Genomic DNA, 16,405 nt, shown 5'->3' with positions numbered 1-16,405 from the left:
TCTAAACTTTCTCTGCTTCCACTGGATTAGGTGCTTGGAAGGCCCGGCGGTCGGCTGGGCTACAAGCGATCCTGGCGAGGGGAAGCACGATGGTGGCAGTGATTTCGGGCAACGGTCTGGGCCTGCTGGGTACGTCCGCGTCCGCGCTTGGGCCGGACAGCCGAGGCGGGCTGGGGCAGAGCGGGGCGAGTCAGTACGTCAACGTGGCCACCGGCAACCTGGTGCTGCAGGACCGCGACGAGCAACTGGTCGCCCAGGGACTTCTGGCCGGCCTGACCCGGACCTACAACAGCCTGGGCAGCACCGGGGACGTGGGTGCGGGGGCGTGGCTGCTGGGTCTGGACCGCCGCCTGGGGTCGCTGACCGGCACGCTCGGCACGGCCGGCAGCACGATCAGCCGGGATGGCGGCGACGGCGAGGAAGAGCTCTTCACCTACGACGCGGCGCGCGGCCTGTACGCGGGCACGACCAAGGCCGGTGCGGAGGACACACTGGTGTGGTCGGCCGGCAGCGCGACCTGGACGTACACCGGCGGCGGCAGCCGCCAGCAGGAGACGTACAGCGCAGCCGGCGCGCTGACCGACCTGACGGACGGCAAGAGCGGCGCGCACTACCACTTGGGGTACGACAGCGTCACGCAGCAGCTGGCGAGCGTGACCGCCGACGATGGCGAGGCGCTGCTGCTGGGCTATGCCGACGGCCGCCTCGGCAGCCTGTCGACGGTGGAGATCCCGGCCGGCGGCGGCGCAGCGGTGACGCGGCAGCGGGTGACATACGGCTACGACACGCTGGGCCGGCTGCAAAGCGTCACCACCGACTTGACGCCCGACAATGCGGGCGACGCCCAGGCGTTCACTACCACCTATGCCTACGACGGCGACAGCCTGCGGCTGGCCTCGCTGACGCAGAGCGACGGGGTAGCCGTGCAGTACACCTATGCCCAGGACGGCCAGGGGGCGTACCGGGTAGCCTCGGTCACCACCGGCAGCGGCGCGGCGGCGCAGACGCTGAGCTTCGGCTACGACCTGGCGTCGCGGACCACCACGGTGACCGACGCCGGCGGCCGGGCGTGGACCTACGGCTACGATGCCGCCGGCAACCTCACCGCGGTGACCTCGCCGGCGGTGAATGGCCAACGCCAGGTGACCAGCTACACGTATACCGCCGAAGGCTACCCGGCCTCGATGACCGATGCGCTGGGCCAGACCACGCTGTACCGCTACGACGCACACGGCAACCGGATACTGGAGCGGGACGCGGCCGGCGACACGGTGAACTACACCTATAACGCCGACGACCAGTTGCTGACCAGGACGGTGTACCGGAGGGCGGACCCGGATGGCACCGATGCCGCGGATGCGGGCGCACCGGCCGATCCGGCGACCACTCGCTACGTGTACGACGGCAGCGACCGGCTGCGCTTCGTGATCGCCGCGGACGGCGGGGTGCAGGAGACGCAGTACGACGCGCAGGGCCGGGTCAGCCTGACGCGGAGCTTTGCCAAGGCGGCCTTCGACACCAGCGGGCTGGCCGCCGACGCGGCGCCCGACCTGGCGACGATGACCGGCTGGGCCGGCACCCAGGACCTGACGCGCACGACCCGCACGGACTACGGCTACGACACTGCGGGGCGCCTGAGCCAGCGGATCGACTGGGACCAGGTCGACGGCAGCGGCAACGGCGTGGCCGACGTGGGCGAGGCGATCACCCGCTACGTGTACGACGGCCAGGGCCTGCTGCGCCAGCAGGTGACGGTACGCGGCAGCGCGCGCACGACACTCGATAGCGTGGCCTACGCCTACGACGGCCTGGGCCGGCTGCTGAGCCGGACGGACAACGTCGCCGCATCGGTGACCAGCTACGCCTACCAGGATGCGCAGGGGACAGTGGCGGTAGCCTACGCCAACGGCCTGGTGCACACCGAGGTGCGCAACAGCGCCGGCGAGGTGGTGGCGGTGACCGAGTCGGCGAGCGGCGAGAGCACGCGGACGACGCACTACGTCTACGACGCCGAGGGCCAGTTGCGGGCGGTGCAGGATGCCGGCGGCGGCGTCAGTTACACCTTCTACGACGCGGCCGGCCGGGTGGCCGGCACGGTGGACGACACCGGCGCGGTGACCCGCTACGTGCGCGACGCCGACGGGCAGGTGGTGGAGACAGTGCAGTACGCCGCGAGGGTGGACACCACGACCTGGCTGAGCGGCGGGGCCGTCGTGCCCACCGATCTGGCGGCGGTCCTTCCGGCGTCCGGTCCGAGCGACCGGGTGACGCTGAGCCTGTGGGATGCGGCCGGGCGGCACGCCGCGGACGTGGATGCCCTGGGCGCGGTCACGGTGTACCGCTACGACGGTACCGGCCACCGGGTATCGACCACCGCCTACGCCACGTCGCTGTCGGCGGCAGCGCTGGCGGCACTGCAAGCGGCGCCTTCGCTGGCGACGCTGCTGGCCGATGTCGTGCCCGGCGCCCAGGATCGTACGGCCTACACTTTCTATGACCTGGCTGGTCGCCCGGTGGCCACGCTGGACGCGGCCGGCGGCGTGACCACCACCACCTACGACGCGGCCGGGCGGGTCGTGAAGACCGTGGCCTACGCGACGGCACTCAGCGCGGCCCAGCGCAGCGCCCTCGGGGCATCGCCGTCGCTGGCGGCGGTGCTGGCCGCGGTGACCCCCGGCCAGGGCGATCAGGTCACCCGTGCCTACTACGACAACCGCGGGCAGTTGGTGGCTGCGGTGGATGCCGCGGGATATCTCACCACCACCGCGTACGACGAGGCGAGCGACAGCACGACGACGTCGCGCTATGGCCAGGCCCTGACGGCGGACCAGCTCGGCGCGCTGACCGGCCAGGAGTCGGTGGCGGCGCTGGTGGCGGACGTGGCCGGAAGCCCCGCCCAGACCCAGGTGACGGCGTACGACGCGGAAGGGCGCGTCCACCAGGTCACGGCGGCGGACGGGGCGGTCACGGTCTATGCCTACGACAGCGTCGGCCATCTGCTGAGCACTACCACCACCCCGCCCAACGGCGGTCAGGTGCGCAGCGCCAGCGCCACCTATGACGCCTTCGGCGAGGTGAGGACGGCGACCGACGGGGCGCAGGCCGTGACCACCCATGCGTACGACGCGCGTGGCCGGGAGACGCTGCGGACCGACGCCTTGGGCAACAAGCTCTGGTCCTACTACGACGCAGCCGGCCGGCTGGCGTACACGGTTGCGGGCCAGCCCAGTGGCGGCACCCTCAATGCCTGGGGCGAGATCACCGCGTACACCTACAACGCCTTCGGCCAGGTGGCGAGCCGCCGGCAGCTGGCCGGGCGGGCGACGTTGACGGGCGGCAGCAGCAGCGGCAGCACGCTGAACCCCGGCACGGCCGCGTTGGCCGACCTGGCGACGGCCTCGGCGGTGTTGGCCAACCCGTCGAAGGACGCGCTGGCGACCTACCTGTACACGCTCGACGGCCAGGTGGCCAGCGTGGTCGATGGGGCGGGCTACCAGGTGGCGTACCAGTACGACGCCTTCGGCGAGGTGGTACAGCAGCAACGGCAGCTGAGTCAGCCGGGCCAGGCGCTGGGGGCCGGCAACAGCACGATCACCCGCTACGGCTACGACAGCCGCGGCGAGCGCATCAGCGAGACCGACGACGTCGGCGGGCTCAACCGCACGAGCGAGGTCGCCTACGACGTCTTCGGGCGGGTGGCCAGCCAGACCGACGCCCAGGGCTCGACGACCACGTACACCTACGATCGCCTGGGTCGGCAGGTGACCCGGAGCCAGAGCGTGCAGGGGACGGTGCGGACTACCGAGGCCACCTACGACGCCTACGGGCGCGTGCTCACGCAGACCGATGCGATGGGGCAGGTGACGGCCTACGGCTACGCGCCGGACACGCACACCGTCCAGGTCACCACGCCCGACGGGGTGACCGTGACCACGGTGACCGACGCCTACGGCGACACGCTGTCGGTCACCGACGGCGCGGGCGACGTGACCCGTTACACCTACGACGGCGACGGCCGCCTGCTGCAGCGGACCGACGCCCTGGGCCAGGCGAGCACGAACCAGTACGACGCGGACGGGTACCTGCTCAAGGCCACGGACGCGACCGGCCACGGGGTGACCTACACCTACGACGCCAGCGGCCGCGTGCTGACCCGGACGGTGGACCCGAGCGGGCTGAACCTGGTCACCACCTACACCTACGACGGGCGCGGCCAGGTGGTGAGCGTGACCGGCCCGGGCGGCGAGGTCACCACCTACGCCTACGACGCGGACGGCCACGTGCTGACGATGGTGGAGGATGCCGGCAGCGGCCACCTGAACCTGACCACGGTCTATGCGTGGGACGGCGCCGGCGAAGAGCTCTCGGTGACCGAAGGCGCGGGCACGGCCGGCGCACGTACCACCAGCTATGCGTACGACAACCTGGGTCGCCGCATTCGTACGGTGGTCGATCCGGGCAGCGGCCACCTGAACCTGACCACGGCGTATGCCTACGACGGCAACGACCACCTGGTCGGCCTGACCGACCCGAACGGCAACCTCACCCGCTACGTCTACGACGAAGCCGGCGAGCAGGTCTTCACGATCGACCCGGCCGGCGGTGTCACGCAGGCCGGGTTCGACGCCGACGGACGGATCGTCACCACCCGGCGCTACACGACGGCGCTGGACGCGACGGCGCTTGCCGCCTTGGGCGCGGCCCCGACGGTGGCCCAGGTCGCGGCGGCGGTGACGCCGGCGGGCACCGACCCGGTCAGCTACAGCGTGTACGACGCGGCGGGCCGGCTGCATTACACGCTGGACCCGCGCGGCTTCGTCACCGAACGCCGCTACGACAGCGCCGGCCGCCTCGCCGAAACGCTGGCATATGCCAGCGCGGTCAGTCCGCAGGCGATCAGCACCGCCAACCTGGGCGGGCCGCTGGCCCAGGGCACGGCCGATGCGGGGATGGCGTCGCTGGTCGCGGCGGCAGGCAACACCGAGGCCAATGCCCACGCCACGCTGAACCTCTACGACACGGACGGCCAGGTCCGCTTCGTGGTGCAGCAGAACACCATCAACGGACAGCGGGTGGCGCAGGTCAGCGAGCGCCGCTATGACGCAGCCGGACGGGTGCTGAGCGAGATCGCCTACGGCACCACGATCCCGCTCAGCACCAGCGCGCTGACCACCCAGCTGTCCACCAGCAGCGTGGCCCAGACCCTGGCCGGCAGCACGAACCTGCACACGAGCCGCTACGTCTACGATGCGGCCGGGCGCCTGCGCTACACGATCGACGCCGGCCGCTACGTCACCGAGCAGCAGTACGACGCCGAAGGTCGGGTCGCCAAGGTCCTCACGTACCTCAACGCCATCGCCGTGCCGGGAGCGCTGACCGAAGCGACCGTGGCCAGTGCGGTGGCGGCGGCCAACACCGCCGGCAGCACGCGCTACACCCAGAACACCTACGACCTGGCCGGGCGCCTGACCCGGGTCGCCGATGCGCTCGGCACCCGGGCGTCCAGCACCTACGACGCGACCGGCCTGAAACTCACCGAAACCAACCGCGACGGCGCGGTGTGGACCTACCAGTACGATGCGGCCGGGCGGCAGACGCGCCAGATCAGCCCGCCGATCACCGTCGCCACGTACACCAGCGGCAACACGCTGGGCACGGCCACCGCCTCGGTGGTGACCGCGCTGGCCTACGACGCCAACGGCAACGTGATCAGCCGGACCGACGCCTACGGCACCGCCGCGGCGCGCACCCTCACCTACGCCTACGACAGCCGCAACCACCAGACCACCACCACGTACCCGGACGCGGGCTACGTCAATCCCGGCAACAACATCTACCAGGCGGCCAGCCCGACCGGGGCCACCACCGCGGTGGTGACCTATGACGCGCTCGGCCGCGCCGTGGTGAGCAAGGACGTGCGCGGCCACTACGCGTACAAGACGTACGACCTCGACGGCGAAGTGGCCTACGAGGTGGATGCCAACGGCTACGTCACGGCGCATGCCTACGACGCCTACGGCAACGAAACGGCGGTGACCCGCTACGCCACCGCCCTGAACACCGCCGCGATCAGTGGGTGGAGCGCGGGCCAGGCGCTTTCGGTGGTGCAGGTCCAGCAGGGGCTCGCAACCTCCGACAGCGACCGCACGATCACCACCGCGTACGACCAGGCGAACCGGAAGACCAGCGTCGCCCTGTCCTCGATCAGCTACGCCTTCGGGACCGGACCCTATGCGGGCAGTTGGTCGAACGGCTCGCCGACCACGACCTACGCCTACGACGCCTACGGCAACGTGGTGAGTACCGCGGTACTGCTGCAGGGGGCGCACAGCACCCTGGGGCAGCCCGACTACGCCGCTCCGGTCTGGGCGACGACCTACAGCTACTACGACGCGCGCAACGCGAAGGTGATGGACGTGGACCCGATGGGCTACGTCACCACCTGGGCATACAACGGCGCCGGGCAAGTGGCCTCGACCACCGAGTACGCCAACGCGATCGCCACCGGCGGCCTGACCACGGCCACGCCGCCGGGCCTGCCGGCGGCCGCCACCGTGGCCAGCGGCTACGACCGGACCACCAGCTATACCTACGACGGCATCGGCCGCAAGACCCAGCAGGTCCAGGGCGGTGACTTCAGCTACGTCAACGGCACCGCCGGCATCGCCGCCGGCAGCAGCGTGACCGGCTTCGGCTACGACGGCGAAGACCGCGTCACTTCGGTCACCGTCAACGGCGCCACCACCAGCACCACCTACGACGCCCTGGGCCGCGTGCTCTCCGTCACCGAACCCGTCCGCGCCGTGCTGGCCAGCACCTGGCAGGCCACCCTGGCTGGCAGCGCCAGCGTGGACCTGTCCACCGCCTCGCTGTACGTGCAGGCCGCACCGGTCACCACGCTGACCTACGATGCGCTCGGCAACGCGGTGCGTACGGTGCGTACTGGCGCCGGCGTCGCCGCCCAGACCACCTACGACCACTACGACGCCCTGGGGCGCCAGGTGGCGGAGTTCGACGCCAACGGGCATCCGACCTACAGTGCCTACGACGCCGCCGGCAACCTCACCGGTTCGTGGTACACCCTCAGCGGTAATACCGTCTCGACGGTGGTCACCACCACCTCGACCTACGATGCGGCCAACCAGCGCCTGAGCACGGTGACCACGCGCGCCGGCGCCGGCACGCCGGACCGTGCCGAGTACGTCAAGTACAACGCGTTCGGCGAAGTGGCGGCCCGGGGCGACGGGGTCATCAATGCCTACAGCAGTACGGGCTACGAGATCGGCTACACCTACGACAATGCCGGCAACCTGCGCATGGCCACCGATGCCGGCACCGGCAGCCTGCACAGCTACGCCCGCGACCTGGTCGGGAACGGATTGGGCGACACACACACGGTCACTGGCGGTGGCTCCAGTGTCTGGACTTCATGGGTCGTGGATCTCGACGGGCGGCGGAAATACCAGTCCCAGCCCAGCGAGTCGGCGGCGACCGGCGAGAGCAGCGCCTATCTGACGTTCACCTACGATCGCTGGGGCAACGTGCTGTCCGAGACCGACGCCCGGGGCTACGTCACCACCTTCGTCTACGACAGCCGGAACCACGTCATCAAGACCACCGAGCCGCAGGTGCTGGTGGTGGGCGCGGACGGCAGCCGCACCTGGCAGATGCCGGTCAAGCAGTGGTACTACGACGTCAACGGGCGCCTGATGGGCGTGACCGACGAGAACAACCATGCGTCCTGGAACACCTACGACGCCGCCGGCCAGCTGACCATCCGCCAGGACGCGCTCGGCGCCAAGACCTATACCGCCTACGACACGCTGGGCCGCGCCCTGGTCCAGCAGACGCCGCCGGTGCAGACCAGCACCGGCACGGTGGCGCACATCACCACCACCACCTACGACGCCGACGACCAGGTCACCGCACAGGGCGACTTCACGCTCGACGCCAGCGGCGCCACCCGCACGGCGCATGCGCTTCGCACCTACACGCTCAACGAGAACGGCGACCGGCGCCAGGTCGCCGACGCCCTGAACAACACCGCGTACTACGACTACGACAGCCAGCATCGCGTGCTGAAGAGCCAGACCGCCGTGCAGCACGCCAGCAACGTCGCCGACACCGTCAGCTACGACGCCAACGGCAACAAGATCGGCGAGACCGACGCCAACGGCAACGCACAGAGCTGGGTCTACGACTACTTCGGGCGGGTGCGCGCGCACACCGACCTCAGCGGAGCGAGCTACGGCTACACCTACGACGCCTATTCCGGCCTGTTGACCCGGCAGACCAGCACTTGGGCGCCGGCCGGCCAGGCCAACCCCGGCTATATCCCCGGCACCTGGGTCGGCACCACCAGCGAGGTCGACTACGCCTACTACGCCAACGGCCTGGTCCAGCAGAAGACCGAGAAGACCGGCAGCCAGACCTCGGCCTGGACCACCTACCAGTACGACGCCTCCGGCAACGCCACCGACGTGGCCACCTACACCACCGACGGCGCCGGCCAGGTGGTGCACAACGAGACGGTGACCCGCTACGACAGCCACAACCGCCTGTCGGTGGTCACCAACCAGAATCCCGACACGCACGTGGGCCTGATGCGCACGGCCTACAACTACGACGCGGCCGGCAACCGGCGCGCCGTGTTCGTACAGAGCGGCTTCGGCACCAACGCCTCGCCCATCAACACCGGCACCGGCGGCCCCACCGTCGCCACCATCGCGGCGCAGACCGCGCCGCCCAGCCAGCCCTGGAGCTTCAACGCTGCCAGCGCCTTCACCGACACCCTGGGCTTCGGCCTCAGCTTCACCGGGGCCAACCTGCCGGCCTGGATGCACCTGAGCGCGGATGGCGTGCTCAGCGGCAACCCGTTGGCCAACGGCAGCTGGACGGTCACGCTCACCGCCACCGACGTGACCGGCGCCACGGTCAGCACCACGCTGGCCGTGACCGTTCCGCTGGTGAACCCGGTGTTCGGCGGCGGCCTCACGCCGCCCACCGGCAAGATCGGCACTGCGCTCAGCTTCACCGCCCCGGCCGCCACCGACGCCAACGGCGCCGCGATCACCTATACCGCGCAGTACTCCAACGGCTCGGCCTGGGTCGCCTTGCCCAGTTGGCTCAGCTTCAACGCCACCACGCGCGTCTTCAGCGGCACGCCGCCGGCGGGCAGTATCGGCAGCTACTCGCTGCGCGTGCTGGCCAGCGCCGCCAACGGCGGCTCCGCGGCCCTGGGCTTCACCTTCACCGTCGCCTCCACCCCGCCGGTCTACCAGGGCGGGCTGGCGGCGCAGACGGCGGACGCCACCCGGGCCTTCAGCTACACCGTGCCGGCCAGCGCGTTCTACGAGAACGACCAGACCGCGTTGACCTACGCGGCCACGGGCCTGCCCAGCTGGCTGACCTTCAACGCCAGCACCCACGTGTTCTCCGGCACGCCGCCCACCACGGCGATCGGCACCAGCAGCACCCTCACCGTCACGGTGACCAACCCGCAGGGGCAGTCGGCCGCCGGCGCGTTCACGGTCGGCGTCGAGGCCTACGTCCAGCCCGCGCCGGTCTACAACGGCGGCTACACCAACCAGGCCGGCGTCATCGGCGGCAGCGCCATCACCATCGCCAAGCCGGCCAACGCCTTCACCGAACCGGACGGCGGCGCGCTGACCTACACGGCCATGGTGCTGATCCCGCAGCACCAGCTGACCACTCTCAATGGAGACATGGTCACCACCGAGGCCCAGCCATCCGGCATGGCCACGCCCATGCTGCTGCCGCCGGGCGACACCATCACCGTGCCCGCACAATGGGTGGCGATCAGCCAGGTGGGCCTGGGCATCAACGCCACCACCGGCGCCATCACGGGTGTGCCGACCACACTGAACTACCTGGTCTCGGAGGTCACCGACACCTACCAGAAGGACACCAGCTACCAGCTGGAGGTCATCGCGACCAACGGGCAGGGCGGCACCGCTGCCGCGCAGTTCACGTTGGCGAACTCCTACGCGCCGCCCGCCGTGCAGAACGCGATCGCCACGCCCGCGGCGGTGAACCCCAACGCGGGCGCCATCCTGCTGGTGCAGGCCAACACCTTCACCGACCCCTACGGCGCCGGACTGGCCTACGGCGCCAAGCTGTCCTCCGGGGCGGCGTTGCCCGCCGGCATGAGCTGGAGCGGCAGCTCGCTCACGGTCGGCCAGCTCGCCTCGGGCAACTATACCCTCACGATCACCGCCACCGATGGCCTGGGCCGCACGGCCAGCGCCAACGTTACGGTCACCGTGAACAACGTCGGGCCGGTGTTCTCGGGCGGCGTGGTCAACCAGAGCGCCGCCACGTCCGTCGCGATGACCGCCTACCTGGCGCCGGCCGCCACCGACGCCAACGGCGACGCCATCACCTACAGCGCCACCGGCATGCCCACCGGCGTGACTTTCAACGCGTCCACCCGCACCTTCAGCGGTACGCCCACGGCGGCGGGTAACTTCACCGTCACCTACAAGGCCACCGACAGCAAGGGCGCGGTGACCAGCGTCACGTTCCAAATGGCCGTCGCCGGTCCGCCCGCACTACTCAATGCCATTGCCAACCCGCCGGCCAAGAACCCCAACACCGCCGCCTTCACCGTCGTGCAGAGCAACACCTTCAGCGACCCCTGGGGCCACGGCCTGACCTACAGCGCCACCATGGCCGATGGGACGGCGCTGAACAGTGGGCTTGTCTGGAGCGGCACGAGCCTCTCCATCGGGCAGATCGCCTCCGGGAGCTATGCCATCAAGGTCATTGCGAAGGATGCCGTCAACCGGACGGTCTCCACCACTTTTACCCTGGTGGTGAACAACGTCGCGCCCGTGCTTACCGCTCCCGCCAACCAGTCGGGTACCACCAGCATCGCCATCACCAGTTTCCAGGGGCCGGCGGCCAGCGACGCCAACGGCGACGCGATCACCTACAGCGCTACCGGCCTGCCGCCCGGCATCGCCTTCAACGCCGGCACGCGAACCTTCTCGGGCACCCCGACCACGGCCGGCACCTATACGGTCAGCTACACGGCCACCGACAGCAAGGGAGCGTCGTCCACCCGGACCTTCACCATGACGATCGTGGCGGCCACCCTGCCGCCGGTCTACCACGGCGGCTATACCAACGTGACGGGCACGATCGGCAAGCCGCTGAGCATTCCGATGCCGGCGGGGGCCTTCACCTCGCCTGGCGGGCAGGCGCTGACCTACACGGCCAAGGTGCTGATTCCACAGCACCAGCTGACCACCCTCAATGGGGACATGATCGTCGCCAAAACCCAGCCGTCCGATACGGTCACGCCCATGATGCTCCCCCCTGGCGACGTCATTACCGTGCCGGCGCAATGGGTGGCGATCAGCCAGGTAGGTCTGTCCATCGGCGCCAACGGTACCATCAGCGGTACGCCCACGACCCTCGACTACCTCATCGACGAAGTCACGGACACCTACCAGCACGACCGCAGCTACCAGTTGGAGGTCATCGCCACGAACGCCTATGGCTCGGCGACGGCCCAGTTCACGCTGAGCAACAGTGCGGCAGGCACGTCGTCGCTGACGGTCAGCACCTCCAGTGCCGGCACGGCATCCCCGGCGGGCGCGCATGGAGTGGGGCCCGGCGATCCGGGCGCCGACCCGGCGCTCCCGGCGAACGCGCACGGCGCCGCAGCCGGCGGTTCGGGCGCCAACCCGGCGCTCCCGGTGAACGCACAAGGCGCCGCAGCCGGTCAGGGCCACCCGGCCGGCGGCACGGACACCGGCGGAGAGGTCACGCCGAACCTGCTCCCGCTGCCCGACCCGGACGACCCGCCGCCCTCGGGGGGCGGTGGCACCTCCACGCCGCCGGTGCCGAACATCCAGTCCTACTGGTTCACCTACGACGCCGACAACCGGGTGGACATCGTCAACGGCCAGTTGTCGAACGGGCACGTCACGCTGAAGGCGTCGGCGGCGTCGTACGAACTGAGCTACGACGCGGCAGGCAACACGCGCGCGCGCACCACCGTCAGCGCCAGCAGCGGCGACACTCTGGTGCAGTCGTCGTACTACGACGAGCGCAACGAGCTGGTGCGGGCGGACTACTCGGTCGACCTGACCACGGGCGGCGCCTCGCGGGGCGTCGAGGAAACGCGCAGCTACGACGCGGCGGGGCGGCTGTCCGTCACGGCGCAGTTCTACGCCAACGGCACCACGGTCGGCGGCTCCAACATGCCGTACTACAAACGCGACCCGGACCTGGAGGAGGAGGGCTACTACGACGGCACCGACGTGAGCGGCATGCTGGCGTCGGCCACGGCGGAGCACTACGACGCCAGCGGACAGCTGCTGCAGGAGCAGAACTTCGGGCACGCGGCCGGCTGGGACGGCACGGGTGCGAGCAGCGCGGTGCCGGCGGCGCCGGCGCTCGACGCCACCAGCTGGGGCGGGCTAGCCCTGCAGAACGAGGTGACCTACAAGACGGCGGTCGGGGCGGCGGGGACGGGCTACGACGCCGTAGGCAACGTGGTCGGCTACCAGTACTACGACCTGGCCGCGGCGCGCACGGACACCTACACGGTCAATTACCTGAAGAAGGACGGCTACCTGGAGCGGGCCACCTCCGGCAGCAGCAGCAACGGCAACTACGTGCCGGCGACGGACACCAGCTACTACGACAACCTGGGCGAGCGGATCGCGATCGACCAGCACGTGCAGCTGCCCAGCGGCACGGTCGCCGACACGGTGCGGGCGTTCGCCTTCGACGGCAGCGGTCAGATCCTGCAGCGCCGGGACGGCACGCTGTCGGGAAGCGCCTTCGTCGCGCAGGGCGGGGCCGGTACCGACCACTACGCCTACGTGGCCGGGCAGCAGGTGGGCAGCGTGGACGAGGCCGGCGGCATCGACGCGCTGGACGGGTTGACCGCCTTCAGCAACACCGAGGCGGGCAGCACCGGTTACGTGGTGCAGTTCGGGGACACGCTCAAGAGCATCGCGCAGGCCACGTACGGCAACGCCAGCCTGTGGTACGTGGTGGCGCAGGCCAATGCGCTGGGTAGCGACGGCGACCTGGTGGTGGGGCAGTCGCTGACCTTGCCCGAGGTGACCACCAACGCGAACACGGCGGACACGTTCAAGCCGTACGACCCGGCAAAGATCGCGGGCAGCACCACGCCGCCGAGCGTGTACGCGCCACCGCCCCCGCCGCCGAGCCATCACCATTGCAATGCGTTGGCGCAGATCGTGGTGGTGGCCGTCATGGTCGTGGTGGCGTACTACGCAGGTCCGTGGGCAAGTCATCTGCTCGGATCGGAGGTTCTTGGCGGTGCGGTGGCTGGTGCGGCCGCGAGCACGGCGGGGCAGCTCACCGGCGACGCGCTTGGCGTCCATCAAGGGTTCAGTCTGGGAGAAGTCGCTGTTGGGGCCGCAGGTGGCGCGATTGGTGGAGGCCTGAGTTCCGAATTCAGTTCCAGTACCAGTTCGCTCAGCGATGCAGCGGCTGCCAACGGTATCTCCTGGGGTGGCAATGCCATCGTCGGTGCGGCCAGCTACACGGGCAGCTATGTGGTGTCCAAGGTCGTGGGTCAGAGCACCCACTTCAGCTGGGCCGGCCTGGTGGCTAATGCCGCGGGCTCGGCGGCGGCCGGCGAGATCGGCCCGACGCAGGCGCAGGGAGGGGCCGGCGCGCTGGGTGGCGGCAGCAGCTACTGGGGCAGGGTAGGCGCGAACGTCGTGCAGGATGTCGTCAAGCGTGAGACGAGCGTCATCCTCGGTGACTCGCACGTGCAGAGCTGGGAGCAGGTCGGCGAGGACGTGTTCGGCAATGCGCTGGGCAATGCGGCGGTAGCGGGGATCAATGCGTACGAGGTGCGCAGCAACCAGCGGCGGATGGAGCAGATAGCGACCACCGAGAACACGCTGCTGACCGGCGAGCGGTCGCGGTTGGATGCGGACATGAATGATCGAGCGCAGGCGTCGGTCAACGGCGACATGGAAGCGCTCGGCATGCAGGCGGGTGACATGCTGGGTGCGTCGGTCGAGTCAGGCATGGATGCGCGTTTGATGGCGTATGCAGAAGGAAATCTGGGGTCGGGAGCATGGGCGCGTGTGGCGGTACCGAGTACAAGTTCGTCCAGCTCCTTCATCGGTACCTGGCCTGGTGGTCCGAGCCTTGGTTCGGAGCTTTCGTACACTGGAGGCACTCAAGCAGCGTTTGATCTTGCGCATTCCGGCCAGCTCGGTAGTACGCGTGCGCTGGATAAGACTATGCTCAACAAGGTATATGACTACTTCGAGAACGATGCGAATGCGGTGACGCCGGAGGACGCCGCTTACGCACCGGGAATGACGGGCTTGCGGCGCCTTGTTCCCAAGGTGTTGGAGGGTTTGGGCAGCGTCTACGCGGGCTTTAGCGCACTATGGTCATCGGACAACGTGGTAACGGAGCAGGGAGTCAACCCATTCACCCACGGATCGGTCATGGGTATGGAGGCATGGAACACGCGGTTCGATACTGTGGCGAACTTGGCCGTGATGGGCGTGGGGTCGTTGGAAAGTGTTGGCATGTCGTCGGCGCGGATGCTGGAAGGAGAGGCGGCGTTTGGGGTTGCAAACAGCGAAGTGAGGCTGGGACTGCAGACCCTTGATCCGACAAAGACAAGCTTCACACAGAGTTGGGTTTCGTATCATAAGCTAGGCGCGAGCTACAATTTCGACACATTGGTTGAGAGCATGAGTACCAATGGTTGGGTAGGAAAGCCCGTCGATGTTGTTCGTATGCTAGATGGTACGCTGACCAGTATTGACAACACGCGCATCTTGGCGGCTCGTCAGGCGGGAATAGAGATTCAAGCGAATGTACGTGCTTTTGATGATCTGATTCTCGATGCCAATCGAACGGACTCTTTGAGCGTTCGTGGCGTGACTCCCAGTACATGGGGCGACGCAGCGTTGCTCAGGATCAATAGCCCGCTGCAGAACGATGTCTTGAGAAATGGCGGCGTTATGAACTGGTCGCAACGATTCCCGAATGGATCTATCTATGATCCGAACATTTGGATGGGGCATTAATTCAATGAGTGAGAAGCAATTGGCACTTTATTCGCCGGAATTGCTGCCGAACGGGTTTAGATACCCTCGGGTATTTGTTGACATGGCGGCATCTGGCGCCTTGCCCGAAATCTATCCGTGGTGGTTTATTGATGCATCAACCGAAACGGGGAAGGGCTTGTTTAGTCGTAGGCAGAGAGATGGGCGAAATCTGATCCCGTTTGCGAAAGTGGATGCCGACCTCAATGACATTGCTTGCTTTGATGGCGACGACGCGTCTGGCAACCCGGCCGTGTTGATGCTGGTTTTGGATGAGTCCGGGAGGAGCTATTCTTTTAAGGACTTTGAGGAATGGCTTGCCTTCGCAAAGGTTCATGCTGCTGGTATTGAGAACTTCTTAAGTGGCTCAGGGCCCAATTACTAAGAAAGAGTTTGGGACATTCGTGACAAGCCACACCCCATTGTCCGCCTGAAAAAACACGAAGCCCTGCTGGTGCATCCGCAGGGCTTCGATCTTTAGGACGACGGGTTTGCCGTAGCGCTGGCCGACCGCTGTCGCAGTCGAAACGTCTTCCGACAGGTGCACGTGGTGGCGCTCACCAGGGCGTAGGCCTTCGGCCAGGATCGAGTCTAAAAAGCGCGTGGCGGTGCCGTGATAGAGGAACTCCGGCGGCTGCTTGGGTTCGCGCTGGATGGCGACGGTATCGGTCGAATGCCCCTGCACGGCGCGAATGCGTGAGCCATCGTCAGAGAGCGCGAAGCGTTTTTTATCACTGCTGTTGACGACAGCACGAATCAGCTCAACATCGAGCGTGCGGCCGGCTTGCTTAGCGCCGGCAATCAACGCATTGACCTCCGCCCAGCCTTCGCTATCTAGGGTCAAGCCGATGGCGTGCGGTTCGTGGCGCAGCACGTAGCTGAGGAACTTGCTGACTTCCGTGTGTTGTTTGCTCATTGATCTATCTTCTTAGCTGCTAAAAAAGCTCGCCCACTGCCCAGCAGTGCCGGTGTGGCGTCCGCTGTCCAAATAGCCCTTACGCATCTTCGGCGATGCCCTTTTTTGAAGCAACCGCCATCCGAAATGGTCGATAAGTGCGGTTATGGCTCACCGGGAGTGTGTCCTTGAGCGTGCCGAAGAAGCGCTCGATGCGGCCGTTTTGCCATGGACAACGCGCTTCGGCTCTCTGGTGTTCGAGACGATCCTTGGCGAGACGAGCGCCAGCCGCGATGGAGTATGCAAGCCTAGCCTTCGGCCCTGCCGGGCGCACCTTGGTGGGTGGCCCGGCGTGGTCTGCGCTTGGGGCTCAGTAAGGCGCGTCGCCCGGGTGGAGCGGCGCGAGCTGGGGCAGGAGTGGCTG

At 68.2% G+C, this 16,405-nt stretch carries 3 protein-coding genes; 2 read left to right on the top strand and 1 reads right to left on the bottom strand.

Annotated elements, in window-relative coordinates; genetic code table 11:
- Nucleotides 1-89: 89 nt before the first annotated feature.
- Nucleotides 90-15,068: a putative Ig domain-containing protein gene (locus R5H19_RS09725; protein WP_318158796.1), complete on the top strand. Its 14,979-nt coding sequence runs from the start codon at nt 90-92 to the stop codon at nt 15,066-15,068.
- Entirely contained in the window at nt 15,040-15,471 is a 432-nt protein-coding gene (locus tag R5H19_RS09720) for a hypothetical protein (RefSeq protein WP_318158795.1), read from the top strand. The genes R5H19_RS09725 and R5H19_RS09720 overlap by 29 nt, the downstream gene beginning before the upstream one ends.
- Here the strand turns inward: R5H19_RS09720 and R5H19_RS09715 are convergent.
- Nucleotides 15,454-16,002, bottom strand: a complete 549-nt coding sequence (locus R5H19_RS09715) for an RNA 2'-phosphotransferase (protein ID WP_318158794.1) — start codon at nt 16,000-16,002, stop codon at nt 15,454-15,456. The genes R5H19_RS09720 and R5H19_RS09715 overlap by 18 nt on opposite strands.
- Nucleotides 16,003-16,405 lie beyond the last annotated feature (403 nt).

It is taken from the genome of Rhodanobacter sp. KK11 (assembly GCF_033345435.1).
Taxonomy (GTDB): Bacteria; Pseudomonadota; Gammaproteobacteria; order Xanthomonadales; family Rhodanobacteraceae; genus Rhodanobacter.
The sequence above is the reverse complement of the archived record's forward strand: the minus strand, read 5'-3'. Positions and strand labels throughout refer to the sequence as shown.

What these genes read in the sequence shown, in the direction of transcription:
- R5H19_RS09725 (WP_318158796.1), top strand. Translation starts at nt 90, where the DNA reads ATGGTGGCAGTGATTTCGGGCAACGGTCTGGGCCTGCTGGGTACGTCC.
- R5H19_RS09720 (WP_318158795.1), top strand. Translation starts at nt 15,040, where the DNA reads ATGATCCGAACATTTGGATGGGGCATTAATTCAATGAGTGAGAAGCAA.
- R5H19_RS09715 (WP_318158794.1), bottom strand. Translation starts at nt 16,002, where the DNA reads ATGAGCAAACAACACACGGAAGTCAGCAAGTTCCTCAGCTACGTGCTG.